Raw genomic sequence first — 22,834 nt, forward strand, 5'->3', positions numbered from 1 at the left:
TCGACCCAAAGCTGACGGTTTCGGCAGGTTGTTTATGGCCAGAAGTGCCCTTCGCGCTTTCATTAACCTGGATCACGGTAAGTTAGCGTAAGCCAAGTGGTATTGTGGTCAGCCTTGAATCTCGCCGCTTCTATAGGAAATCTCAATATGAACGAGGCAGCCTAGTTGGCCGCAGCGAAGGACCTGGCTACCCGGTAACGCGCCCTGCTTCTGCAGTACGCCAGCACCCAGGTCGCCACTATGCAGGATGCCATAGACATGAAGATCGCCAGTGACGCTGAGGTCTAGGCATTCAGGTCCTGTAAGACCTACCGGGTACCGCTCAACCGCGTGGACAGCATCCGCGCCGTTCCAGCAGAAGGTGATTGGCTCATCAGCTCGGATCCGGCCGCAACGGATCGATACCTATCGGCGAATGGGTAGCCAGTCGTCGCGGTTATGGCCACGGACGGACAAGCGTCGCTGGTGACATGGTATTGCCCTGGAATATCTTCAGCGATCAACAAGCAGGGAAGCTAGCCATGCGGACCGTGGCCCACCACGTTAAGACCTTTCGACGGGAATTCCGACTCATACCTAGCTTCGTCTGGGGATCGCGAATCTTTATCCTCTTCGCCTCATCGATGTTGCTTGTCGTCCTGTCGATAGCGCTTTTCTTCTACCACCACGTCTATCTGCAACTTCCGACCTACGCCAATCTCTCCTATTGGACTCTCTTTTGGGAGATCCCGATGCTGCTGGGCCTCGCCCAGATCCTGATAGAGGTCGACCGGCGTCGCTTCGCCCGAAATCACCCGGGCAAGAGAATCTTGGGCATCCGGCAGGCCATGGCGGCAACGGATCGAGCGAAGCGGCGAATGATCTCCGAACAATTCGCTGGCCGAGAAGACTTTGCCCAGCTGGCCAAAGAGCTCATCGAACAATGGGAGTGGCGTCAGGCTCTTGAGCAACGCGCCGGTAGCCCCGCAACCCTTCGTACACGCCACTTTTTCAGCCTCCCGAGTGCAGGCAATTTCGCGACGTACTTGGGTGGGCTTCTCGCTGTGATAGCGGCAGTGGTCGTGGCCCTCATCGACAAGGAAACGTTCTATCCTGCGATTCCAACACTCTGGTCGGACTTCTCATTCGCCTACTCGGCATTGTTCCAGATAATCGTGGTACCGATAGCCACGTGCGTCCTACCTGTGGCGTGCATTCTCGATATGGTTACCGGACTAGGGCACAGAGCAGTCGAGCGCGCCAACGACGACTATCTCAGCGATGCCGGGTTTTACCGGTACATCAAGGAGCTGGTGCTACTGGAAGAGCAAAAGCAGCGCCGTGGCCTGATGACTACCACCGGGTGGGCATACTGGTCCATCCGCATTGGTACCGCGCCGCTTGGCGACGTACGCCGCTTGTGGCGAAACAAGCGCCGCTCGGTACGGCTGGCGAAACGTCGCCGGTCTAGCGGTTGATAGCCTACCCAGATGCGTTCTATGACCTCCATCGCAAGCGGCGTCGAGTGAATTTGTAGCTCACGGTCCCGGGTCTGCGACACCTAGGCAAGCAGTAGGTGCGCGCATACGAAGCTGGAGAGCACTGTTCCATACCTGGGGATTGAGGTTGATGACACATTAGAAATGGCGGAACAGACTGACGTTTGATCTTGTGTAGCGCCGGCTAAAGTTAGACCAGTCGCTAACTGGCCATTGGCTGCCATCCCCCGACCGCAGCTTTGGGTCGGATAGCGACGGCCCCGCAGCCGTCGCCAGGTCATGCGGCTAAACCTCTGTCTGTTCGGCCATCTCCAGAGCATCGTCCACCTCGATGCCAAGGTACCTGACAGTGCTCTCCAGCTTCGTATGGCCCAGTAAGAGTTGTACGGCCCTAAGGTTCTTTGTCCTGCGGTAGATCAGCGACGCCTTGGTTCGCCGCAGGGTATGGGTTCCGTACAAGGCTGGATCCAAACCAATCGCTGTCACCCAGGCTTTGACGATCCGTGCGTACTGTCGGGTGGAGATATGCTCGGAGTGGGCAAGCCTACTTGGGAACAGGAAATTCTCGCTTCGAAGCTTGGCATGGCGTATCCAAGCCTCCACCGCTGAGCGTGTTTGCTCTGTGATCTCAAACTGCACCGGACGATGAGTTTTTAACTGCATCACGATAGCTCTCGGTGAGACGTGCTCCCCGTGGGCTATGTCCCGCACGCGCAGTCTGGTGAGGTCACAGGCGCGCAGCTTGCTATCGATTGCCAGGTCAAAAAGAGCCAAGTCCCTGGTCTTCTCCGCAAGCTGGAGTCTGACGCGGATAGCCCAGATATCCCTAATCCTGAGCGGGGCTTTCTGACCAACGAGCTTTCCCTTGTTCCAAGGCTCGCGGCTAACGACTGTTATCGCTTTCATGGCTTGTTCTCCTCAGTGAGGGTGTACAAGCATGGGCCCGACCATGGGACGGAGCTATCCGTCCCATCAGCCGGCCACCGAGGTGGAAACGGCCAGAAACGGCCTTCAGTTTCGGATAACGACCCCGGTGACAGATGTGACCACTAGCAGGCTAGGCGATGACGCGTAGTACGCAATCAGATGACACGCGAAATCTAGAGGCTGGTTCGCTATCGCTTTTATTGCTGCAAAGCGGTGAGGCACATATCAGTGGACGCTTGGTCTCACTGCTCGCATGGACTGGCCCAATCTACCATAAAAGTAGATCTTCCTTTCACCGTCGTGAACCGCCCTTGCTTTACAAGTTTCTGCAGCTCTATTTCCGAGTCATCATCCATGACACACGGCTGACCGGAGCGCTAGCGCTTTAGGTTGGACGCCCGAGGGTTGTTCCATGTAATCAGGCGCTCGAGCAGATATGGTTCAGGGCAATCGTTTGCAAGCGCTGACTTGATCCCGGAGGGGAACTTGACATAGAGCAAGCACCATACCGTTGCCGGTGAGCCATATGACGGGGTTCCGCCGTTCAGATCAGAAAGATCCTTTTCAGTACCCCAAAAGCACAAAAGGCTCGCTTGTGCCGGCCGTTAAACAATGCAGAAAGTGGGACGATAACCAACTGTGGATCACGCATTGGAGAAAGCGTCATGGAAAGCTTCTTACCTATACCAGATAGCCCGTCGCGGCAATACCTGCTCTGCGTGCATCGCCACCTCAATGCCCGTCTCCATGAGCTTCACCGATTAAGGATGGATGACCCTAAGCTGGCTAAGATTCTCCGAGAATTCGAAGACCTCACTCAGCTCACCAAGGAATTGGTAGAGGAGGTAGCGATAAGACTAGCGACTGAGCACATCTCCCCTACATAGCAGGAAAGCTTCCCACTGAAAAAATTGCTTAACGCTTACGCTTGATCGAAGCGTACCTGGCGCAGGTAGCCTGGACGCATCGATCATATAAGGATGAAGCCATGCGTTATGAAGTTGAGCAGCTAAGGTTACATGCCTACGTCCAGGCGTTTTTCCCATCCGATTTCGAAGTGTCCCTTAGACGAAGCCTTCATGATCCGGATGATCGGGTCCTTATCGTTCGAAACCGCATTACCGGTAAGACAGCCTCTTATAAGGGGTCGGCATTATCGATCCTTGACATCTGCTCGATGGAATCCATTGCGGCCAGTATCCGCGGCGAACTTTGCCCGTAGGCCACTAAAACGCGTACATGGCTCACCGATTGCGCGCGACAGAGGATGGAGCGGAAAGGCGAAAGTAGAAGACTAGCAATGAAAAAGTCGGCGCTAGTGATGCCGCTACGAATTAGAAAGATAGAAGGCATGGGAAGGGCAGTGCCATCCATAGCGCGCTCGGACTAAACGCATCAAGCAGATCACTGCCAATGCCGCCATCCGCCCCATTTGCTCACAGGACTGGCGCCGGACCACCAAGGTTGCTTTGACTGCCCAGAAGACGCCAGCGCCTGCAGTGAAGGCGAACGTAATTGCGGCCGCCGCCAAGATTAGTCGCAATGGAGAGGTAGCCGCATTGCAGGAAGCTTACGGTGAAGTCAGGACAGATAGACCCAGCCAGTCTCAGACCGAGCAGCAGGAAGAAAGCTGGTTGGCTCTACGCCCGGAGCCCCGCTAGAAAGCGACGAGTATAGGTTGAGGCGATAAAGACCGCGTCCAGGGCTAGCAACACCGCTAGCTTCTCGTGGCTAACATATCGACTCCTACGAAATTGTAGATAGCCGCTCGCGAATATAATCGTCTTTATGGATTGTCTGTGCATCAAAGGAGATTGTGAGTGCGCGATTGTTGGAGGGCGAATAAAAGTGCGCGAAGATAGCGCCATCAGGAGCGGGTGGACTTACTAGCAACGTATAGTTAATGAGTTTGCGTGACAGTTTACTTGCTAATTGTTGCGAGTGGGCAAGCGTATAGTGAGGACTCATATGCATTACCTTGGTCTATTTTGAAGAAAATTTCTAGTGAGACACATTAATCAATATATCATAATCTTAAGTATGCTGCAGCTTCTCCAGCAGCCGATCAATAGTCGCGCGGCTAAACGAAGAATAGCACTTTTTAATATCAATCACATGCTGCCGCTGGGCGGACGCAAGACTCCTATTAAGCTTTTCAAGAATAGCAAATACATGAGGCTGCTTTAAACGCGGATGTTCAGGCAATTCCGAAGGTTCTGACCATGCTGTAACAATGGATATATTACTGCTTGCGCGGTGACTCTCATGCATGCTAGTTGTCTCTAAGCTTTTATGAGTCGCTCATCAAGCGATAATTGCGCTTTGGTAGCATGAGCCCACCACTCAACTCCGGAATGCGATTCTCTTCAATAGCAAGCCTAATTTTCAATTCTTCGACTAAATCAAGAACTCTCGCTGTAATGTACTCGAAGTGACGTAATTGCTGCTGAAAGTCAGGGCTTCTAACGTCCATAGCACGCAGGCGGTCAATTTTTTGTGACAAGAGGACATGAACGCCAAGTAAATAATCTCGATCAAGAGATGCAGGTATAGGAAGATAACGAGTCATCGACGAGCTCCCGAGCAGTACCTATTGCTGTAAAAGATATCGTGATAACGAGGAGCACGTTCTACCACTAGTCGCCGACAAGCAATGTCTCGATTGGTCATTTACATGTTGACAGGTGTAAATATTCTGCCCCCATGAGGCGCGGCGCGTTTTTAGGTCCTGATTGTGAAATTAGCGTGAAATACAGGTGAAATTTCCAGATTAAAAACTCTTCGAGCTAGCGCAGTTGCATCTACAGATCAGTTTGCCGCTCCCTGCAATCAGACAGGCGGGCGTATAGACCTCACTTGCATTTGCCGCGCTATTTCAGGTGGGCACAGCAGCTCTCCGCAGTGACTAAGTCGCCGGAGACGCCGCCGATCTTGGAAGTCAGCAGACGCCGGTGGTGGCCAGGGAATCAAAGTCATCGCAGATCCAAATGTCTGATCGACACAGGGAAGCACAGGTCCCGCAGCCAGCGGACGTGCTCAACTAAGGCAGGTCAAGAGAGACGGTGTTGGCGATCAATTGCGGGCCTGAACGGCAGCTATGGGTCGATAGCAGGCCTCCGAGCTGTTCCCACCTATTAAAGGCCATCCCTAAAAATTGTTCACGGAAAATTCCGCAGGCAGTCGCAGCAGTTTCGAAAATCTAAAGTCGCCACTTGTGGCCCTCGCCGGCTAGGAGTCGCACCTGTTTCGGAAACCGACAAGAGGATCAAGCCTTTACGGCTAGAGCCAGGATGGTGGCCACCAGCGCCTGGGTGCGCGGGACCAGGGTGTCGAGCACCAGGAACTCGGCGTCGGTATGCACCTTGCCGCCAATCGGGCCCAGGCCACAGAGAGTGGGCACACCCAGGCTGGCGGTAAAGCCGGAGTCGGCGCAACCGCCGGTGAACTCCCCCTCCACGCTGAAGCCGAGTGCTTGCGCCTCGCGCTGGTAGAGCGCCAGCAGGTCACGGCTCAGGTACTCTTCCATGGGTAGGAACAGGCCGGCGGTGATGACGCTGGCCCGGGTTCCCGGCAGCTCTCCCTCGGCGACGATGGCCTCTATGCGCTTCTGCAGCTCGGGCCAGTCGGCCAGGGCGACGAAGCGCACGTCCAGGCGCGCGGTGGCGCTGGGCGCCACGGTATTGCTCGAGGTACCGCCCTCGATGAGACCGACATTGGTGGTGATGCCACGCTCGTAGTCGGTCAGGGCGTGCAGCTTGACCACCTTGAGCGCCAGGGCCTGGATGGCGCTGGCGCCCTCGGCGTGGCTGACGCCGGCATGGGCGGCACGACCGCTCACGCTGATGGCCAGGGTGGCGCCGCCCTTGCGCGCCTTGACCACGTTGCCACTGACCCGCCCGGGCTCGCAGTTGAGCACGGCCCGGGCGCCGCGGGCCGCCGCTTCCAGGTATGGGCGAGCCGTGCCGGAGCCGATCTCTTCATCGCCGGTGTAGAGCACCCGCACCGGAAACGGCAACTCGCCGGCGCGCTTCAGCGCGCGCAAGGCGAAGCAGCTCGCCACCAGGCCACCCTTCATGTCCGCGACACCGGGACCATAGGCCTGGCGGGCATCCTGGGTGAAGCCGCGGCTGGCCACGGTACCCGGCGGAAAGACGGTGTCGCGATGGCCCAGCAGCAGCACCGCGGCGCCCGTGGCGGGCCCCACCTGGGCGGCAAGGACGTCACCGAAGTCGGTAACCGGCGTCCGGGTGACCTCAATGCCGTCTTCGTCCAGGGCGGCGGTGAGCACGGCGCCGACGGCATCCACGCCGGCCTTGTCGTAGCTGTTGGAATCGGTATCGACCAGGCGTTGCAGGAGACGGGTCATCGGCTCGCGCTGGGTGGCGAGCCACTCCAGGGCAGTAGTCTTGGCAAGGGACATCAGCTGCGGCTCCAGCGATCGCCCAGGTCCCAGAACAGCCCGGCCATGAGTTGCAGCCCCTGCCGCACGACCGGGGCCAGGAGATGCTCATTGGGCGCGTGCTGGGAGCAGGCGGGATAGGAATGAGGTACCCAGAGGGTGGGCAGTTCGAGAATGTCGGCAAAGATGTCATTGGGCAAGCCGCCGCCGAAATTGGGCAGCAAGGCGGGCTTTGCGCCCAGGGTGTGGGTCAGGGACGTCAGGGCCCAGTCCACCCAGGGATTCTCCGGGTCCAGGCGCGAGGCGTGGAGGATCTCGTCTTTGGCACGGGTGACCCGCACCGCGGCGAAACCCTGCTCGGCCAGGTGCGCCTCGATCAGCGGGATGAAGGTCGTGCAGTCGCAGCCGGCGACGAAGCGGATTTGGCAGTGGGCACGGGCACTACCAGGAATGGCATTGACCGGTGCCTCGGGATTGCCGGTGGTGAAGGCCAGTAGTTCGAAGGTGTTCCAGCCATAGACGCGTTCGGCTGGGGTCAACCCAGGCTCGCCCCAGAGGGGATCGATGGCCGGATCACCCGGCGCGCCGCCCACCTCGATGTCGGCCAGCGCCCTGCGCACCGGTGCGGGCAGCTCGGTGGGCTTGAGCCCCGCGACCTGGATCTGGCCCCGGGCATCCACCAGGCTGGCCAGGGCGTGGGCGAGAATGATGCCGGGATTGGCCAGCAGTCCGCCCCAGTTGCCGGAGTGATGGCCGCCATCGCGCAGCTCCAGGTGCAGGTCGAAATTGAAGGTGCCCCGGGCACCCAGGAACAGCGTTGGCCGGGATGCCGAAACCCGCGGACCGTCGGACGCGATGAACAGATCGGCGGCCAGCGCCTGGCGCTGCTCCTGGCAAAAGGCGCGCAGCCCGACCGAGCCGATCTCCTCGCCCATCTCCAGCAGCAGCTTGACGTTGTAGCCCAGGCGTCCGCCGCGGGCGGCGATCACCTGTTCCAGCGCCGCCAGGTTGAGCAGGTGCTGGCCCTTGTTGTCGGCGGTGCCGCGGCCGTACCAGCGCTCGCCCTGCTCCACCAGGGTCCAGGGCGCAAGGCCTTCGCGCCAGCGGCTGGCATCGCCACGCACCACGTCACCGTGGCCATAGCTGAGCAGGGTCGGCAACGCCGGATCCTCGATCCGCTCGGCGATCAGCAACGGTCCCTTGCCGGCGACCGGATTGTCCAGCTGCCGGCTGGTGAAGCCGAGACTGGCCACATAGGGGGCGATGAACTCATTCAGGTAGCGCTGCAGCTCCGCCTGGCGCTCGGGTTCCTGGCTTTCGGTGGGATGGGCCACGGCGGTGGCGAGCCGGGCACGGAAGGCGCCGCTGTCGAAGTGCGCGGCGGCAAGCTCAAGGGCATGGGTACGGCTGGTCATGGCGGACTCCGGGGTCAGGCGGGTTCGGGGAGGTGGCAGCGCTTGCTGCCGCCGGGGATGGGTTCACGTTCCGGATAGCGCTCGGCGCAGGGGCCGAAGCAGCGCGGGCAGCGGGGATGGAAGGCGCAGCCACTGGGCGGCGAGATGGGATTGGGAAAGCTGCCGCCCAGGCCCAGCGCCGGCAGGCCCAGGCTGGGATCAGGGGTGAGCACCGCATCCAGCAGCGCCCGGGTATAGGGATGCGCCGGCTGGGCGAACAGCGCCGCTCGCTCGCGCTCCTCGACGATCTTGCCGAGGTACATCACCGCCACCCGGTCGGCCAGGTGCTCCACCACCGCCAGGTTGTGGCTGATGAGCAGATAGGTCAGGCCGAATTCACGCTTGAGTTCCAGCAGCAGATTGAGGATCTGCGCCTGCACGGAGACGTCCAGCGCCGAGGTGGGTTCGTCGCAGATCAGCACGTCCGGGCGCATCACCAGGGCGCGGGCGATGGCCACCCGCTGGCGCTGGCCGCCACTGAGCTGACCGGGATGGCTGTCGGCGGCGCGCCGTGGCAAGCCCACCACGTCGAGCATCTCCGCGACCCGCCGTTGCTGCTCGGCGGGCGTGCCCAGGCCATGCACCTTGAGCGGCAGCGCCACGATCTCGCGCACCGTCTTGCGCGGATTGAGCGACGAATACGGGTCCTGGAAGATCGGCTGGATATGCCGGGCCATGCGCTTGCGATCCACTCCACGCAGGTGCTCGCCGCCTACCAGGATGTCGCCGCTGGTGGGCGCCAGCAGCCCCAGCAGCAGCTTGGCCAGGGTGCTCTTGCCGCACCCCGATTCCCCCACCAGCCCCAAGGTCTCGCCGCGATAGAGCCGCAACGAAATGCCATCCACCGCCTTGAGGGTGGCCGGCGGGCGGAACAGGCCGCGACCCAGGGTGAATTCGCGGCGGATGTCGCACAGTTCCAGGGCGATCTCGCGGCTCATCGCACACCTCCGACCCGGCGCAGGGGTTCGCTGGGCAGGGCGAAGTGGCAACGCGCCAGGTGCGCGCCCTCCTCCAACAAGGGCACGCTGTCGGCGCAGGCCGCCACCGCCTGCGGGCATCTGTTGCGAAAGGCACAGCCGTGCTGCTCGCCGACCAGGCTGGGGACCAGGCCGGGAATGGCACCCAGCGGCTGCCCGGGACGGGTCCGGCCCGGTACCGGGATGCTCGCCAGCAGCCCACGGGTATAGGGGTGTCGGGGGGCGGCGAACAGCTCGGCGGCCGGTGCCTGCTCGACGATCTGGCCGGCATACATGACCGCTACCCGATCGGCGATGCGCGCCACCAGCCCCAGGTCGTGGGTGATGAAGACGATGGCCGTGCCGAATTCCCGCTGCAGGTCGCGCAACAGGTGCAGGATCTGCGCCTGGATGGTGACGTCCAGCGCCGTGGTGGGCTCGTCGGCGATGATGAGGTCCGGTTCGCACAGCAGCGCCATGGCGATGATCACCCGTTGCCGCAACCCGCCGCTGAGCTGGTGCGGATACTGGCGCAGGCGCTCGCCGGCGTTGCTGATGCCGACCTTTTCCAGCATGGCCTCGGCCCGTGCCCTGGCGGCCTTGCGGCCCAGCCTGCGGTGGCGCCGCAGTACTTCGGCGAGCTGATCACCGATGCTGTAGGCCGGATTGAGGGCGGTCATGGGCTCCTGGAAGATCATCGCCAGGCGATTGCCGCGCAGGTCGCGCATGCCCCTTTCACCCAGGGTCAGCAGGTCGTGTTCGCCCAGCATCAGCCGCGCCGCCTGGCGCCGGGCCTGGCGCGGCAGCAGATCCATCAGCGCCAGGGAGGTGAGCGACTTGCCGCAGCCGGATTCGCCCACTAGGCAGAGCATCTCGCCCCGCTCCACCTGCAGGTCCAGGCCGCGCACGGCGTGCAGGGTGTCGTCCCCCAGGGGGATGTCGATGCGCAGGTCTTTAACGTCGAGCAGTGCCATGGTCAGTCCTCCGCTTAGTTGCGCCCGCTGGGCGCGGCCAGGTCCCGGATACCGTCACCGACCAGATTGATGGCCAGCACCAGCAGCATGAGGGCGATGCCGGGAATGGCGATCACCCAGGGCGAAAAGAACATGTAGGGCTTGCCTTCGGCGATCATCAGGCCCCAGGACGGCAACGGTGGCTGCACGCCAACGCCGAGAAAGGACAGGGTCGCCTCCAGCAGGATGGCGTGGGCCATCTCCAGGGTGATCACCACGATCAGCGCCCCCAGCACGTTGGGCAGGATCTCGCCGACGATGACCCGCCAGGGTGAACAGCCCAGCGCCTGGGCGGCGGCCACGTATTCGGCGTCGCGGATCTGCTGCACGGCGGCACGCACCACCACGGCGAAGCGATCCCATAGCAGGCAGCCGAGCAGGATCACCACCACCTGCAGCGAGCCACCTACCAGGGAGGCGGCGGCCAGGGCCACCATCACCACCGGCAGGGCCAGGCGGGTGGTCACCAGGTAGCTCACCAGGGCGTCGATCTTGCCGCCGTAGTAGCCAGCCAACACCCCGAGCAAGGTGCCGATGGCGCCGGAGATGAGCGCCGCGGCAAGGCCGATGAATAGCGAGATGCGCGCGCCATAGAGCAGCCGGGAGAGATAGTCGCGGCCGAGCTTGTCGGTGCCCAGCGGATGGGCCCAGGTGCCCTTGGCCATCCATACCGGTGGTTTCATCCGCTGCATCACGTCTTGGGCATAGGGGTCGTGGGGCGCCAGCCAGGGCGCGGCCAGGGCGGCGAAGACGATGACGACGAGCAGCACGGCGCCCAGGGCGAAGCCGCGGTGACCGAACCAGCGGCGCAGCTGGCGGCCCAGCGTCGGGCGCGGGGGCAAGGCAAATAGTCGTCGAGCACGAAGGGATTGGCGACGGTCATGGAGCCTCCTAGCGCACGCGAATGCGCGGGTCGAGCAAGGCGTTGAGCAGATCGGCCACCAGTGTCAGCACGATGTAGATCAACGCGATCAAGAGGACGATGGCCTGCACCACCGGAAAGTCGTTGCGGGCGATGGCGTCCCAGGCCAGCTGGCCAATGCCCTGCAGCGAGAACACCGCCTCGATCACCACCGAGCCGCCCAGCATGAAGCCGAACTCCACCGCGGCCAGGGCCACCACCGGGATCAGCGCATTGCGCAGGGCGTGCTTGAACAGTACCCGCGCCGGACTCAGGCCCTTGGCCCGGGCAGTGCGGATGTAGTCGGCGCCCAGCACGTCGAGCATCCCGGCGCGGGTCAGGCGCATCAGCGAGGGGGTGGCGTAGTAGCCCAGGGCGATCGCCGGCAGGATGAAGTGCTGCCAGGTGGTGTTGCCAGATACCGGTAGCCACTTGAGGGTCACGGCGAAGACGACGATCAGCACCAGGGCGAACCAGAAGCTGGGCATCGCCTGGCCAAAGGTCGCCAGGGTCAGCGCCAGGCGGTCGATCCAGGTGTCGCGCCGGACCGCGGCCAGCACCCCGAGCGGGATGGCGATGAGCAGCGCCACCAGCAGCGCGATGGCGCCCAGGGTCAGGGTGATGGGCAGGCGGCTGGCGATGAGATCCCGCACCGATTCCTGGAAGAAGAACGACTGCCCCAGGTCCAGCCGCAGCAACTGCCCGACCCACTCGACGTACTGGGTCGCCAGGGGCTTGTCGAGTCCGTGTTGATGACGCACCACCTCGATCTGTTCGGCGGTGGCCTCGGGGCCGGCGATGGCGGTGGCCAGGTCGCCGGACAGGTGCAGCAGGAAGAAACTGATGAGGGAAACGGTAAAGGCCACGGCCAGGGCGATACCCAGGCGGCGCAGGAGGTATGCGGACATGCTCAGCTCCTCGGCTAGGGGCGCCCCCGTGGGGGGCGCCGGGACGGATCAGTTCCAGTGGGCCAGGGCGAAGCGCGGCAATTCGTCCGGATAGGGCTGGAAGGCCAGGTCCGAGGTGAAGGCGTAATTGATGGAATAGTTGAACACCGGCGCCCAGTAGGCCTGCTCGGCGATCCGCTGCAGCGCCTTGCGGTAGTTCTCCTTGCGCACGGCCGGGTCCATGGCGGTGTCGGCCACCTTGAGCCAGTCGATCACCTGGGGATCCTTGGCCACGTCGTCGGCGTTGCCCTTGAAGTAGACGCCGGTGGCCGCCGAAGCATCGGCGATGGAGAAGGAACCCCAGGCCAGAAAGGCCATGGGCACCTTGCCGGCGCGCTGCTGGTCACGCAGGGCGGCGTATTTCAGATAGCGCAGCTTGGCGTCGATGCCCACCGCACGCAGGTCCCCGATCAGCGCCTCGACCACGTCGCGGTCGCGGTAGGCGAAGATCTCGGTGCTGAAACCGTTGGGATAGCCGGCGGCCTTGAGCAGGGCCTTGGCCTTCGCCGGGTCGTAGGGGTAGCCCGGTACCGCCTTGGCGTCGCAACCGAATTGCTCCGGATAGCACGCCACCTGCAGCGGCTGGCTGCCGCCCCCCATGAGCTGACTGGCGATGGCTTTACGGTTGATCGCGTAATTGATCGCCTGGCGCACCTCTGCCTTGGCAAAGGGCGAATCCGGACTGGAGCTGCCCTGGGCATCCATGCTGAGGAAGCCGATCCTCATGCTGGCGCCGCTCTCCACGGTGAGATTGGGCGCGGCCTTGAGTTGCTCGGCCTGGTCCGGCGCCACGCGCCAGGCCCAGTCGATGCCGCCGGTCATGAGTTCGGCGAGACGGGTCTCGGCGTCGGGGATGACGCGGAACTGGATGTGGCCAATGCGCGGCTGCCCCTGGGGACTGTCCTTGAAATAGTCCGGATTGCGCTCCAGCGTGACCCCCTGACCGCTGGTGACCGCGACGATGCGATAGGGCCCGGTACCCACCGGCTTCTGCGCGAAGCCCGCCAGACCGACCTTCTGGAAGTACTTGCCGGGATAGATAGGCAAGGGATTGGCCAGGTATTCCAGCGCGGCTGGAAATGGCTGCTTGAGGTGCAGGCGGACCTTATATTCGCCCAGCTTCTCGGCGCTCTTGATCCAGTTGACGTTCTGCTGGGTGACCACCTTGCCCTCGGGCGAGGCCACGTAGTTGAAGGTGAAGACCACGTCATCGGCGGTGAAGGGATCGCCGTTGTGGAAGGTCACGCCCTGGCGCAGATCGAAGTCGAGGGTCAGCGGATCGACCTGCTGCCAGTGGGTGGCCAGCATCGGCTTGTATTCGCCGGTCTGGGGATCGCGGTAGATCAGGGTGTCCCAGGCCAGGTGGGCGAGGATGACGCCTTCACGGGCATCGTTGTGATAGGGGCTGACGTTCTCGGGCTCGGTATCCGAGGCGTAGACCAGGGTGTCGTTGGCCTTGCCGGCGAAAGCCTGGCCCTGGGCCAGAAAGAGGGAAAACGCGATGCCACAAGCGAAACCTTTGAGTCCCATGCCGTCTGTCTCCGGGGCGGTGGTTGGTCAAAGGCAGGTCCGCGAAACGCGGGGAAGGAAGTCTTGCTGAAGCCTGTTATTGATCTCTTGATCCGACTCTAGGTCTTGCCATCCCATGCCACAAGCAGAATATTTAGATGCGAGTCATGCCTTTTCGGCAAAGGAGGTCCCATGCAGCCCTACGGAATCCAGTCCACCGCCCTGCGCTATTTCCTTGAGGTGGTGCGCTGCGGCTCCATCAGCGAAGCCTCCCAACGGCTCAATGTCGCGGCCAGTGCCGTGAGCCGCCAGATCGCCAAGCTGGAACGCGAACTGGAGACGCCGTTGCTCGAACGCCGCGCTCGCGGGGTGGTGCCCAGCGCCGCCGGCGAGCGTCTGGCGGTGCATGCGCGCAAGGCGCAGCTGGCCAGCGAGCAGGTGGCGGCCGAACTGCGCGGCCTCGCCGACCTGCGCCGCGGCCAGGTGCGTCTGGCCACCACCGAAGGCTTTTCGCTGGACTTCCTGCCCGAGGTCATCGTTGCCTTTCGCCAGGGCTATGCCGGTATCCACTTTTCCCTGGAGGTCTGCGCGCCGGCGGCGGTCACGCGCCAGGTCCAGGAAGGCGATGCCGACCTGGGCCTCACCTTCAGCCTCAGGCCTGAGCCGGACATCAGCGTCGACGCCACCTTGAGTGGCGCCATCGAGGCGGTGGTGGCGCCCGAACATCCCCTCGCCGGCCGTACCGCGCTGACCCTGGCCGATCTACAGCCCTTTCCGCTGGCGCTGCCAATGCCCGATACCACGGTGCGGCAGCTGTTCGACATCTGCTGTGGCGTCCAGGGACTCTCCTTCGAGCCGGTGCTGGTAAGCAACAACATGCAGGCGCTCTATCGCTTCGCCGCCTTGGGCGGCGGCGTGGCGCTCTCAAGCGAACTGAGCCTGCGTAGTCGACTGCGCGAAGGCCAACTGGTGGCCCTGCCCCTCCTGGACGAAGGCCTGGCCGCGCGGCGGATCGAATTGCAGAGCATGGCGGGTCGCGAATTGCCGCCGGCGGTGAATGCCTTTCGCCAGGCGCTGATCGCGGCGCTGGGGCGCTGAGTCAAAGCAGTGCATTGCGCCGCTTCGAACGCACTGCGATGGGGCGGCGCGCTGGTTGCAGCCTCATTGTCCAGGCGAGCAATCAGCATGGCACGGGGCCTGGCAGCAACTGGCACGCATCTGGCAAAGGCCATAGCGTGCAGGAGCACCGGCCAGCCGGTTTGATGCACCACAATCTGCAATGGATGACTAGGGTTCCGACTCGCTCGTGCGGGTGTCTGGTCCGAGAGTCGTCGACCTCTGATGGGGTTACACGGCGGGACAAAAGCCCGGGAGACACAGCGCCAGTCGCGTGCTCCTGTCCCGTCGTCCATCCTATTGGAGGTCCCATGCGCCATCCCCTGCTCGCCTCGCTCGTTCTCGGTTGTTCCCTGCTGCTCGGTGCCACCGCTCAGGCGGCGCCGCGCGACGACTTCAAGGTGTGCTGGACGATCTATGCCGGCTGGATGCCCTGGGGCGAAGCCCAGGCCCAGGGCATCATCGACAAGTGGGCCAAGAAATACGGCATCCACATCGAGGTCGTGCAGCTCAACGACTACGTCGAATCCATCAATCAATACACCACCGGCCAGTTCGACGGCTGCGCCATGACCAACATGGACGCCCTGACCATTCCGGCCGCCGGCGGCGTGGACAGCACGGCGCTGATCGTCAGCGACTACTCCAACGGCAACGACGGCGTGGTGATGAAGGGCAAGGGCAAGACCCTGGCCGACCTCAAGGGCCAGCAGGTCAACCTGGTGCAGTTCTCCGTCTCCCACTATTTGCTGGCGCGGGCGCTGCAGAGCGTGGGGCTGAGCGAGAGGGACCTGACCACCGTCAACACCTCCGACGCCGACATGGTAGCTGCCTTCCAGACCGCCGACGTGCGCAACGTGGTGACCTGGAATCCGCTGCTGGCCGAGATCAAGTCTCAGCCAGACACCACCGAGGTGTTCGACTCCAGCAAGATCCCTGGCGAGATCCTCGACATGCTGGTGGTGAACACCGCCACGCTCAAGGACAACCCGGCCCTGGGCAAGGCCCTGACCGGTGCCTGGTTCGAGATGCTGGCGCTGATGCAGTCCGGCGACGCCAAGGGCAAGGCGGCCCTGGAGGCCATGGCCAAGGCCTCGGGTACCGATCTCGCCGGCTTCCACGCGCAACTGGACAAGACCCGGCTGTTCGCCACGCCCGCCGAGGCCCTGGCCTTCGTCAAGGATCCCGCGCTGCCGACCACCATGCAGCGCATCGCCCACTTCTCCTTCGAACACGGCCTGCTGGGCCAGGGCGCACCCAGCGCCGAGGCCATCGGCATCGCCTATCCGGGCGGCAAGACCAGCGGGGACGCGGGCAATCTCAAGCTGCGCTTCGATCCGACCTTCGTACAGCTAGCCGCCAACGGCAAGCTCTGAGCCCCGCCGCGAGGACGACGCCCATGCGCTTCATCAATCGGCATCCCGATCGGGGCGGCCGGCTCCTGCTGGTCCTGCTGCCCTTCGCCCTGCTCGCCCTGCTCTATCTGGTGGGCTCGGCCACCCGGCTGGCGGAGAACCCCAACGACAAGCTGCTGCCCAGCGTGGCGCAGATGGCCGATGCGGTGCAGCGCCTGGCCTTTACCGCCGACGTGCGTACCGGGGGTTATCCGTTCTGGCAGGACACCCTGGCCAGCCTGCAACGCCTGGGCCTGGGCCTGGGGATCGCCGCGCTGATCGCCCTGGTGGTGGGCATCGCCGCGGGCAGCCTGCCCCTGGTCGGCGCACCGCTGTCGCCGCTGGTGACGGTGCTCTCGATGATCCCGCCGCTGGCGATCCTGCCGATTCTCTTCATCGTCTTCGGCCTGGGCGAACTGGCCAAGGTGATGCTGATCGTGGTGGGCGTCACCCCGGTGCTGATCCGCGAGCTGGACCAGCGCGCCCGGGAGCTGCCACGCGAACTGCTGATCAAGGCCCAGACCCTGGGCGCCAACAGCTGGACGGTGATCCTGCGCCTGGTGCTGCCGCAACTGCTGCCGCGCCTGCTCATCGCCCTGCGGCTGCAGCTGGGCGCCGCCTGGCTGTTTCTCATCGCCGCCGAGGCCATCGCCGCCACCGATGGCCTGGGCTATCGCATCTTCCTGGTGCGGCGCTATCTGGCCATGGACGTGATCCTGCCCTATGTCGCCTGGATCACCCTGCTGGCCTGGCTGCTGGACGCGGGCCTGCGCCTGCTGACACGGCGCGCCTTTCCCTGGTACGGGGAGGGTCGCTGATGATCGAGGTCCGCAATCTCTGGCAGCGCTATGGCGAGCAGGTGGTGCTCGAAGGCCTCAATCTGCAGGTGCGCGAAGGTGAATTCTGCGCCCTGGTCGGCGCCTCCGGCTGCGGCAAGTCCACCTTCCTGCGCCTGCTGCTCGGGCAGGAGCGGCCCAGCCGCGGCGAGATCCGCATCGATGGTCAGCCGCTCTCGGCGGAACCGGATCCCGAGCGGGGCGTGGTCTTTCAGCGCTATTCGGTGTTTCCGCACCTGAGCGTGCTGGACAACGTCGCCCTAGGCCTGGAATTGCCCAGGTCCCCGCTGCTTGGCCGGCTGCTGGGCACGGCCAAGCGCCAGGCCCGGGAACAGGCCACCGCCCTGCTCGAACGCGTCGGCCTGGGCCAGGCGCTGGGCAAGTACCCGGGGCAGCTGTCCGGCGGCATGCAGCAGCGCCTCGCCATCGCCCAGGCGCTGATCGCCCGGCCGCGCATCCTGCTCCTGGACGAGCCTTTCGGCGCCCTCGATCCCGGCATCCGCAAGGACATGCACGCCCTGCTGCTGGAGCTCTGGCACGAGCGCCCGCTCACCGTGTTCATGGTCACCCATGACCTGCACGAGGGCTTCAGCCTGGCCACCCGGGTACTGGTGTTCGACAAGGTCCGCCAGGACCTGCAAGCCCCCGGCGCCTATGGCGCCCGCATCACCTACGACCTGCCCCTGACCGCCAAGACCCGGCCCGTGCATGCGGCTGGGACTCGGCCAGCCCTTACCTGACGAGGTTGCCCATGACTGACGAACTGCTCTACCAGGAACGCGTCCCCGGCGGCGGCACCGCCTCCTTCATCCTGCGCCGCGGCCAGACCCTGCGGCTGACCGACGTGGAAGGCGGCGCCAACGTCAGCCTGCTGCTGTTCAATGCCGATGACCGCAGCGAGCGGTTGAACCTGCCCGATACCCTCAAGGGCCAGCACACCGCGCGTCTCACCGCCGGCCATTGCCTCTATTCCGACATGGGGCGGGTCCTGGCGGCCGTGGTGCGCGACACCTGCGGCTGGCACGACAGCTTTGGCGGCGTGGCCAATGCCGCCGAGGTGGCGGAGAAATACGGCGCGGGTCGCTATCAGGAGCTGCGCAACGGCTTCCACCGCAATGGCACCGACAACCTGCTGGTGGAACTGGCCAAGTGGGGCCTGGGCCTGGAAGACCTGCTGATGACCCTCAACCTGTTCAGCCGGGTGGACGTGGATGCCGCGGGCGCCTTTGCCTTCGTGCCCGGCAACTCCCGCGCCGGCGATCTGATCGAGCTGCATGCCCCCATGAACACCCTGGTGGTGCTGACCGCCCTGCAGCATCCGCTGGACCCGGACCCGGTCTATGCGCCGCGCCCGGTCGATCTCGCCCAGTTGCGCGCGGCGCCCGAGGTGGCCGAACGCTGCCGCACCTCGCGCCCGGAAAACGAGCGCGCCTTCCAGAACACCGCCCGCTACTTCCTCTGAGGCCCTGCCATGACCCTGATCGCCAGCACCAAACGCCCGGAAGATGCCAGCTACCGCGCCCTCCTGCCGGCCGGAGCGCCCTACCTCAAGGAGGTCAAGGCCGGCCAGACCCTGCGCATCCATGACCTGGAAGGCAACCAGGCGGTGGACACCCTCTTCTACGCCGCCGCCAACCCCCAGGAACGCTACGATCCCCAGCGCACCCTGAGACGCCAGGGCCGGGTCTATCTGTCGACCGGCAGCGTGCTCTATTCCAACCTGGGCAATCCCCTGCTGACCATCGTCGCCGACACCTGTGGCCGCCACGACACCCTGGGCGGCGCCTGCTCCCAGGAGAGCAACACGGTGCGCTACGCCCTGGATCGCCGGCAGATGCACAGCTGCCGCGACAACTTCCTCTGTGTCGGTGGCCATGACGGGCGCCTGGGCAAGCGCGACATCGGCGCCAACATCAACTTCTTCATGAACGTGCCGGTGACCGCGGACGGCGGCCTGACCTTCGCCGATGGTATCTCCGGCGCCGGCAAGTACGTGGAGTTGCGCGCCGAGACCGACGTCATCCTGCTGATCTCCAACTGCCCGCAGTTGAACAACCCCTGCAACGGCTGGAATCCCACCCCGGCGGAGGTGCTGCTATGGGACTGACCCGCACACGCCAGCTCTGGCAGTGGCTGCGGCCGCACCTCTATCGGCTGTGTGAAGTCCGCGCCGGACGCTACGGCTACCGCAGCAAGCGCTAGCCGCTGACTGACCCACCGCCCTCGCGCGGCCTCTTGGGGACGACCCCGAGAGCTTTTATCTGGCGGGACGGCCCGCCGCCTTCGAGGACGCCTCGAATGTTCACCACCCTGCTCATCGCCAACCGTGGCGCCATCAGCTGCCGCATCCAGCGCACCCTGCGCGACCTGGGCGTCGCCGCGGTCGCCGTCTACAGCGAAGCCGATCGCGCCAGCCGCCATGTCAGCGAAGCCGACCAGGCCTTCAGCCTGGGCGAAGGCGCCGCCGCGGCCACCTACCTGGACACCGCCAAGCTGCTCGAGGTCGCGCGCCAGAGCGGCGCCCAGGCCATTCACCCCGGTTATGGCTTTCTCTCCGAGAACGCCGCCTTCGCCGAGGCCTGCGAAGCCGCCGGCATCGCCTTCGTCGGGCCCACCCCCGAGCAACTGCGCACCTTTGGACTCAAGCACACGGCGCGGGCCCTGGCACGCGCCCAGGGCGTGCCACTGCTGGAGGGCACCGAGCTGCTGGATACCCTGGAAGGGGCACTGGCGGCCGCGCAACAGATCGGTTATCCGGTAATGCTCAAGAGCACCGCCGGTGGCGGCGGCATTGGCATGCGCGTGTGCCGCACGGACCCTGAACTCGCCGAGGCCTTCGACGCCGTGCGCCGGCTGGGTCAGAACAACTTCAGCGACGCGGGCGTCTTCCTGGAGAAGTACATCGAGCGCGCCCGGCATCTGGAGGTGCAGGTGTTCGGTGATGGCCAGGGCGAGGTGCTGGCGCTGGGCGTGCGCGACTGCTCGGTGCAGCGCCGCAACCAGAAGGTGCTGGAGGAAACCCCGGCGCCCAACCTGCCGGCCGGCATGGCCGAGGCGCTCTGCGCCGCCGCCCTGGAGCTGGCACGCGCGGTACGCTATCGCAGCGCTGGTACGGTGGAGTTCGTCTACGACAGCGCCGCCGACCGCTTCTACTTCCTGGAGGTGAACACCCGGCTGCAGGTCGAGCACGGCGTCACCGAGCAGGTCTGGGGCGTGGATCTGGTGCGCTGGATGATCGAACTGGCCGCTGGCGAACTGCCGCCGCTGGCCGTGCTCGCCGCGGGGCTGCAGCCCCGGGGACATGCCATCCAGGCGCGGCTCTATGCCGAAGACCCGGGTCGCGACTTCCAGCCCAGCCCGGGCCTGCTGACCCAGGTCGACTTCCCAGCCGCGGATGGCCGGGCGCTGCGCCTGGACACCTGGGTCGAGGCCGGCTGCGAGATCCCACCCTATTTCGATCCCCTGGTGGCCAAGGTCATCGCCTGGGCCCCGGATCGGGACTCGGCGCGGCAGCGCCTCGACCAGGCCCTGGCGGCGACCCGGCTCTATGGCGTGGAAACCAATGGCGACTACCTGCGGCAGATTTTCGCCGCCGCGCCCTTCGCCAGCGGCCAGCCCTGGACCCGCTGCCTGGAAGGCCTGACCTACCAGGCCACCACCCTGGAGGTGCTCAGCGCCGGCACCCAGACCACGGTGCAGGATGCCCCCGGGCGCCTCGGCTACTGGTCGGTGGGCATTCCCCCTTCCGGCCCCATGGACGACCGCGCCCTGCGCCTGGGCAATCGCCTGCTCGGCAACGAAGGCCGCGCGGCCGCCCTGGAAATCACCCTGGCCGGCCCTACCCTGAGATTCAACACCGAGGCCGTGGTGGCGGTCACCGGCGCGGCGCTGCCGATCCTGCTGAATGACCAGCCCCAGGCCATGGACAGCGTCTTTCGCGTGCCCGCGGGTGCCATCCTGCACCTGGGCGCCATCACCGGCGCCGGCGCTCGGAGCTATCTCTGCCTGAGAGGCGGTCTGGACCTGCCCGAGTACCTGGGCAGTCGCAGCACCTTCACCCTTGGCCAGTTCGGCGGCCACGGTGGCCGCGCCCTGCGCGCCGGCGACGTGCTGCACCTGCATCCGCTGACCGACACGCATGCGGAGGCCCGGCTATCTGCCGCCCTGACCACCCAACTGGCCGAGACCCGCACCCTGCGCGTCATCTATGGCCCCCATGGCGCGCCGGACTATTTCAGCCCGGCCTATCTGAACCTCTTTCTCGCCACCGATTGGGAGGTGCACTTCAACTCCAGCCGCACCGGGGTACGGCTGATCGGACCCAAGCCGGAATGGACCCGCGAAGACGGCGGCGAAGCCGGTCTGCACCCCTCCAACATCCACGACAATCCCTATGCGGTCGGCGCCGTGGACTTCACCGGCGACATGCCGGTCATCCTCGGCCCGGACGGCCCCAGCCTGGGCGGCTTCGTCTGCCCGGTCACGGTGATCGAAGCCGATCTCTGGCAACTGGGCCAGCTCAAGGCGGGTGACCGGCTGCGCTTCCTGCCGGTGGACCTGGCCACCGCGCGGCGTCTGCAGCAGGCACGCCTGGCCGAGGAAAGCAGCTTGCAGCCGCAGGCGGCGATCGCCATCACGCCCGAGCGCGGCGATCCCGTGGTGCTGGACCTGGGCCAGGGCGCCGAGCGCCTGGTGGCGCGGCTCTCCGGGGATACCCATCTGCTGCTGGAGATCGGCCCACCGGAGCTGGACCTGGCCCTGCGCTTTCGCGGCCATGGCCTGATGCAGGCGCTGGCCGCCCTGGCGTTGCCGGGGCTGTGCGAGCTCACCCCCGGCATCCGCTCGCTGCAGGTGCACTACCAGCCCGAGACATTGCCCCTGGCAGAGCTGCTGGCGACGGTCAGTCGCTGCTGGCAGGCGCTGGGCGATGCCCAGGACCTGCGGGTGCCCTCGCGCATCGTCCACCTGCCGCTGTCCTGGGACGATCCGGCCTGCCGCCTGGCCATCGAGAAATACACCACCACGGTGCGCAAGGACGCGCCCTGGTGCCCGAGCAACCTGGAGTTCATCCGCCGGGTGAATGACCTGGAATCCCTGGAGGCGGTCAAGCGCGTCGTCTTCGACGCCAGCTACCTGGTGATGGGCCTGGGCGACGTCTATCTGGGTGCCCCTGTGGCCACCCCCTTGGATCCGCGCCATCGGCTGGTGACCACCAAGTACAACCCGGCGCGCACCTGGACCGCGGAAAACTCGGTGGGCATTGGCGGCGCCTATCTATGCGTCTATGGCATGGAAGGCCCCGGCGGCTACCAGTTCGTCGGTCGCACCCTGCAGATGTGGAATCGCTACCGTGCCGTGGAAGCCTTCCACGGCCAGCCCTATCTGCTGCGCTTCTTCGATCAGATCCGCTTCTATGAAGTCTCGGCGGAGGAATTACTACGCATCCGCGCCGACTTCCCCCTGGGTCGCGTGCCGCTGCGCATCGAAGAGAGCGAGTTGTCCCTGGCCGACTACCAGGCCTTTCTGGCCCGCGAAGCCGAGGGCATCGCCACTTTTCGCGGGCGTCAGCAGAGCGCCTTCGCTGCCGAGCGGCAACGCTGGATCGAGTCCGGCCAGGCGCATTTCGACAGCCAGGAAGCCGCCGTCGAAGCCACCGAGGATGCCCCCCTCGCCAGCCACCAGTTGGCGCTGGAAAGTCCGGTGGCCGGCAATCTCTGGCAGGCCCAGGTGCAGCCCGGCGACCAGGTGGAAGCCGGCCAGCCGCTGCTGATCCTAGAGTCCATGAAGATGGAAATCCCGTTGCTCGCGCCCTGCAGCGGCCGGATCCACGACCTGCAGGTCCAGCCCGGCTCGCCGATCCGCGCCGGCCAGCGCCTGCTAGTCATCGACAAGACGTGAAGGAAG

16 protein-coding genes, 2 pseudogenes and 1 riboswitch are annotated in these 22,834 nt (G+C 64.6%); of the genes and pseudogenes, 9 read left to right on the forward strand and 9 right to left on the reverse strand.

Annotated elements, in window-relative coordinates; genetic code table 11:
* Positions 1-470 precede the first annotated feature (470 nt).
* Both BMZ43_RS26570 and BMZ43_RS26155 read left to right on the forward strand, forming a co-directional pair.
* Complete coding sequence (locus BMZ43_RS26570) at positions 471-1,457, forward strand: hypothetical protein (protein WP_177344779.1); 987 nt, start codon at positions 471-473, stop codon at positions 1,455-1,457.
* 105 nt (positions 1,458-1,562) lie between these two features.
* Positions 1,563-1,646 (forward strand): annotated as a pseudogene (locus BMZ43_RS26155) (integrase); the annotation flags it as partial.
* A gap of 117 nt (positions 1,647-1,763) precedes the next feature.
* Here the strand turns inward: BMZ43_RS26155 and BMZ43_RS18695 are convergent.
* From BMZ43_RS18695 to BMZ43_RS18740, 9 genes and pseudogenes are all read right to left on the reverse strand, one after another.
* A complete protein-coding gene (locus BMZ43_RS18695) occupies positions 1,764-2,384 on the reverse strand; it encodes a tyrosine-type recombinase/integrase (RefSeq protein WP_093251033.1) in 621 nt (206 codons plus the stop codon).
* A 2,311-nt stretch (positions 2,385-4,695) separates the two neighbouring features.
* Positions 4,696-4,974: a hypothetical protein gene (locus tag BMZ43_RS26160; protein ID WP_143075235.1), complete on the reverse strand. Its 279-nt coding sequence runs from the start codon at positions 4,972-4,974 to the stop codon at positions 4,696-4,698.
* 696 nt (positions 4,975-5,670) lie between these two features.
* The gene (locus BMZ43_RS18710; RefSeq protein ID WP_068384189.1) at positions 5,671-6,825 is read right to left on the reverse strand and encodes a M20 family metallopeptidase; all 1,155 of its coding nucleotides are present in this window, start codon (positions 6,823-6,825) and stop codon (positions 5,671-5,673) included.
* Positions 6,825-8,219 (reverse strand): M20 family metallopeptidase, encoded by a 1,395-nt coding sequence (locus tag BMZ43_RS18715; protein ID WP_068384187.1) that lies wholly within the window; start codon positions 8,217-8,219, stop codon positions 6,825-6,827. The genes BMZ43_RS18710 and BMZ43_RS18715 overlap by 1 nt, the downstream gene beginning before the upstream one ends.
* A 14-nt stretch (positions 8,220-8,233) precedes the next feature.
* Positions 8,234-9,196 carry an ABC transporter ATP-binding protein gene (locus BMZ43_RS18720; protein ID WP_068384185.1) on the reverse strand — a complete coding sequence of 321 codons (963 nt, stop codon included), beginning with the start codon at positions 9,194-9,196 and terminating at the stop codon, positions 8,234-8,236.
* On the reverse strand, positions 9,193-10,188 hold the full coding sequence (locus BMZ43_RS18725; RefSeq protein WP_093255708.1) for an ABC transporter ATP-binding protein: 996 nt from the start codon (positions 10,186-10,188) through the stop codon (positions 9,193-9,195). Before BMZ43_RS18725 ends, BMZ43_RS18720 begins: the two co-directional genes overlap by 4 nt.
* Before the next feature lie 14 nt (positions 10,189-10,202).
* A pseudogene (locus BMZ43_RS18730) lies at positions 10,203-11,110 on the reverse strand (ABC transporter permease).
* An 8-nt stretch (positions 11,111-11,118) separates the two neighbouring features.
* Positions 11,119-12,036 carry an ABC transporter permease gene (locus BMZ43_RS18735; RefSeq protein ID WP_093255710.1) on the reverse strand — a complete coding sequence of 306 codons (918 nt, stop codon included), beginning with the start codon at positions 12,034-12,036 and terminating at the stop codon, positions 11,119-11,121.
* Between the two features lie 48 nt (positions 12,037-12,084).
* Positions 12,085-13,605 carry an ABC transporter substrate-binding protein gene (locus BMZ43_RS18740; protein ID WP_093255713.1) on the reverse strand — a complete coding sequence of 507 codons (1,521 nt, stop codon included), beginning with the start codon at positions 13,603-13,605 and terminating at the stop codon, positions 12,085-12,087.
* 171 nt (positions 13,606-13,776) lie between these two features.
* On the opposite strand from BMZ43_RS18740, the gene BMZ43_RS18745 reads away from it, so the two are divergent.
* The 7 genes from BMZ43_RS18745 to uca all read left to right on the forward strand — a co-directional run bounded on the left by BMZ43_RS18745 (position 13,777) and on the right by uca (position 22,828).
* Entirely contained in the window at positions 13,777-14,682 is a 906-nt protein-coding gene (locus tag BMZ43_RS18745; RefSeq protein WP_093255715.1) for a LysR family transcriptional regulator, read from the forward strand.
* Between the two features lie 178 nt (positions 14,683-14,860).
* A riboswitch (guanidine-I (ykkC/yxkD leader) is annotated at positions 14,861-14,960 on the forward strand.
* Positions 14,961-15,011: 51 nt separating this feature from the next.
* Complete coding sequence (locus BMZ43_RS18750; protein ID WP_093255718.1) at positions 15,012-16,076, forward strand: putative urea ABC transporter substrate-binding protein; 1,065 nt, start codon at positions 15,012-15,014, stop codon at positions 16,074-16,076.
* Positions 16,077-16,099: 23 nt separating this feature from the next.
* Entirely contained in the window at positions 16,100-16,912 is an 813-nt protein-coding gene (locus tag BMZ43_RS18755; RefSeq protein ID WP_027599335.1) for an ABC transporter permease, read from the forward strand.
* The gene (locus BMZ43_RS18760; RefSeq protein ID WP_068384173.1) at positions 16,912-17,670 is read left to right on the forward strand and encodes an ABC transporter ATP-binding protein; all 759 of its coding nucleotides are present in this window, start codon (positions 16,912-16,914) and stop codon (positions 17,668-17,670) included. The genes BMZ43_RS18755 and BMZ43_RS18760 overlap by 1 nt, the downstream gene beginning before the upstream one ends.
* A gap of 11 nt (positions 17,671-17,681) precedes the next feature.
* The gene (locus tag BMZ43_RS18765) at positions 17,682-18,392 is read left to right on the forward strand and encodes an urea amidolyase associated protein UAAP1 (protein WP_017640186.1); all 711 of its coding nucleotides are present in this window, start codon (positions 17,682-17,684) and stop codon (positions 18,390-18,392) included.
* Positions 18,393-18,401: 9 nt separating this feature from the next.
* Positions 18,402-19,037, forward strand: a complete 636-nt coding sequence (locus tag BMZ43_RS18770) for an urea amidolyase associated protein UAAP2 (RefSeq protein WP_093255720.1) — start codon at positions 18,402-18,404, stop codon at positions 19,035-19,037.
* A gap of 191 nt (positions 19,038-19,228) precedes the next feature.
* A complete protein-coding gene (gene uca / locus BMZ43_RS18775; protein WP_093255723.1) occupies positions 19,229-22,828 on the forward strand; it encodes an urea carboxylase in 3,600 nt (1,199 codons plus the stop codon).
* The last annotated feature ends 6 nt before the right edge of the window (positions 22,829-22,834 follow it).

Source organism: Pseudomonas sp. Snoq117.2, assembly GCF_900110545.1.
Taxonomy (GTDB): domain Bacteria; phylum Pseudomonadota; class Gammaproteobacteria; order Pseudomonadales; family Pseudomonadaceae; genus Chryseomonas; species Chryseomonas benzopyrenica.

What these genes read in the sequence shown, in the direction of transcription:
- BMZ43_RS18725 (WP_093255708.1), bottom strand. Translation starts at nt 10,188, where the DNA reads ATGGCACTGCTCGACGTTAAAGACCTGCGCATCGACATCCCCCTGGGG.
- BMZ43_RS18760 (WP_068384173.1), top strand. Translation starts at nt 16,912, where the DNA reads ATGATCGAGGTCCGCAATCTCTGGCAGCGCTATGGCGAGCAGGTGGTG.
- BMZ43_RS18755 (WP_027599335.1), top strand. Translation starts at nt 16,100, where the DNA reads ATGCGCTTCATCAATCGGCATCCCGATCGGGGCGGCCGGCTCCTGCTG.
- BMZ43_RS18720 (WP_068384185.1), bottom strand. Translation starts at nt 9,196, where the DNA reads ATGAGCCGCGAGATCGCCCTGGAACTGTGCGACATCCGCCGCGAATTC.
- BMZ43_RS18715 (WP_068384187.1), bottom strand. Translation starts at nt 8,219, where the DNA reads ATGACCAGCCGTACCCATGCCCTTGAGCTTGCCGCCGCGCACTTCGAC.
- uca (WP_093255723.1), top strand. Translation starts at nt 19,229, where the DNA reads ATGTTCACCACCCTGCTCATCGCCAACCGTGGCGCCATCAGCTGCCGC.
- BMZ43_RS18745 (WP_093255715.1), top strand. Translation starts at nt 13,777, where the DNA reads ATGCAGCCCTACGGAATCCAGTCCACCGCCCTGCGCTATTTCCTTGAG.
- BMZ43_RS26160 (WP_143075235.1), bottom strand. Translation starts at nt 4,974, where the DNA reads ATGACTCGTTATCTTCCTATACCTGCATCTCTTGATCGAGATTATTTA.
- BMZ43_RS18695 (WP_093251033.1), bottom strand. Translation starts at nt 2,384, where the DNA reads ATGAAAGCGATAACAGTCGTTAGCCGCGAGCCTTGGAACAAGGGAAAG.
- BMZ43_RS18770 (WP_093255720.1), top strand. Translation starts at nt 18,402, where the DNA reads ATGACCCTGATCGCCAGCACCAAACGCCCGGAAGATGCCAGCTACCGC.
- BMZ43_RS26570 (WP_177344779.1), top strand. Translation starts at nt 471, where the DNA reads ATGGTATTGCCCTGGAATATCTTCAGCGATCAACAAGCAGGGAAGCTA.
- BMZ43_RS18750 (WP_093255718.1), top strand. Translation starts at nt 15,012, where the DNA reads ATGCGCCATCCCCTGCTCGCCTCGCTCGTTCTCGGTTGTTCCCTGCTG.
- BMZ43_RS18735 (WP_093255710.1), bottom strand. Translation starts at nt 12,036, where the DNA reads ATGTCCGCATACCTCCTGCGCCGCCTGGGTATCGCCCTGGCCGTGGCC.
- BMZ43_RS18740 (WP_093255713.1), bottom strand. Translation starts at nt 13,605, where the DNA reads ATGGGACTCAAAGGTTTCGCTTGTGGCATCGCGTTTTCCCTCTTTCTG.
- BMZ43_RS18765 (WP_017640186.1), top strand. Translation starts at nt 17,682, where the DNA reads ATGACTGACGAACTGCTCTACCAGGAACGCGTCCCCGGCGGCGGCACC.
- BMZ43_RS18710 (WP_068384189.1), bottom strand. Translation starts at nt 6,825, where the DNA reads ATGTCCCTTGCCAAGACTACTGCCCTGGAGTGGCTCGCCACCCAGCGC.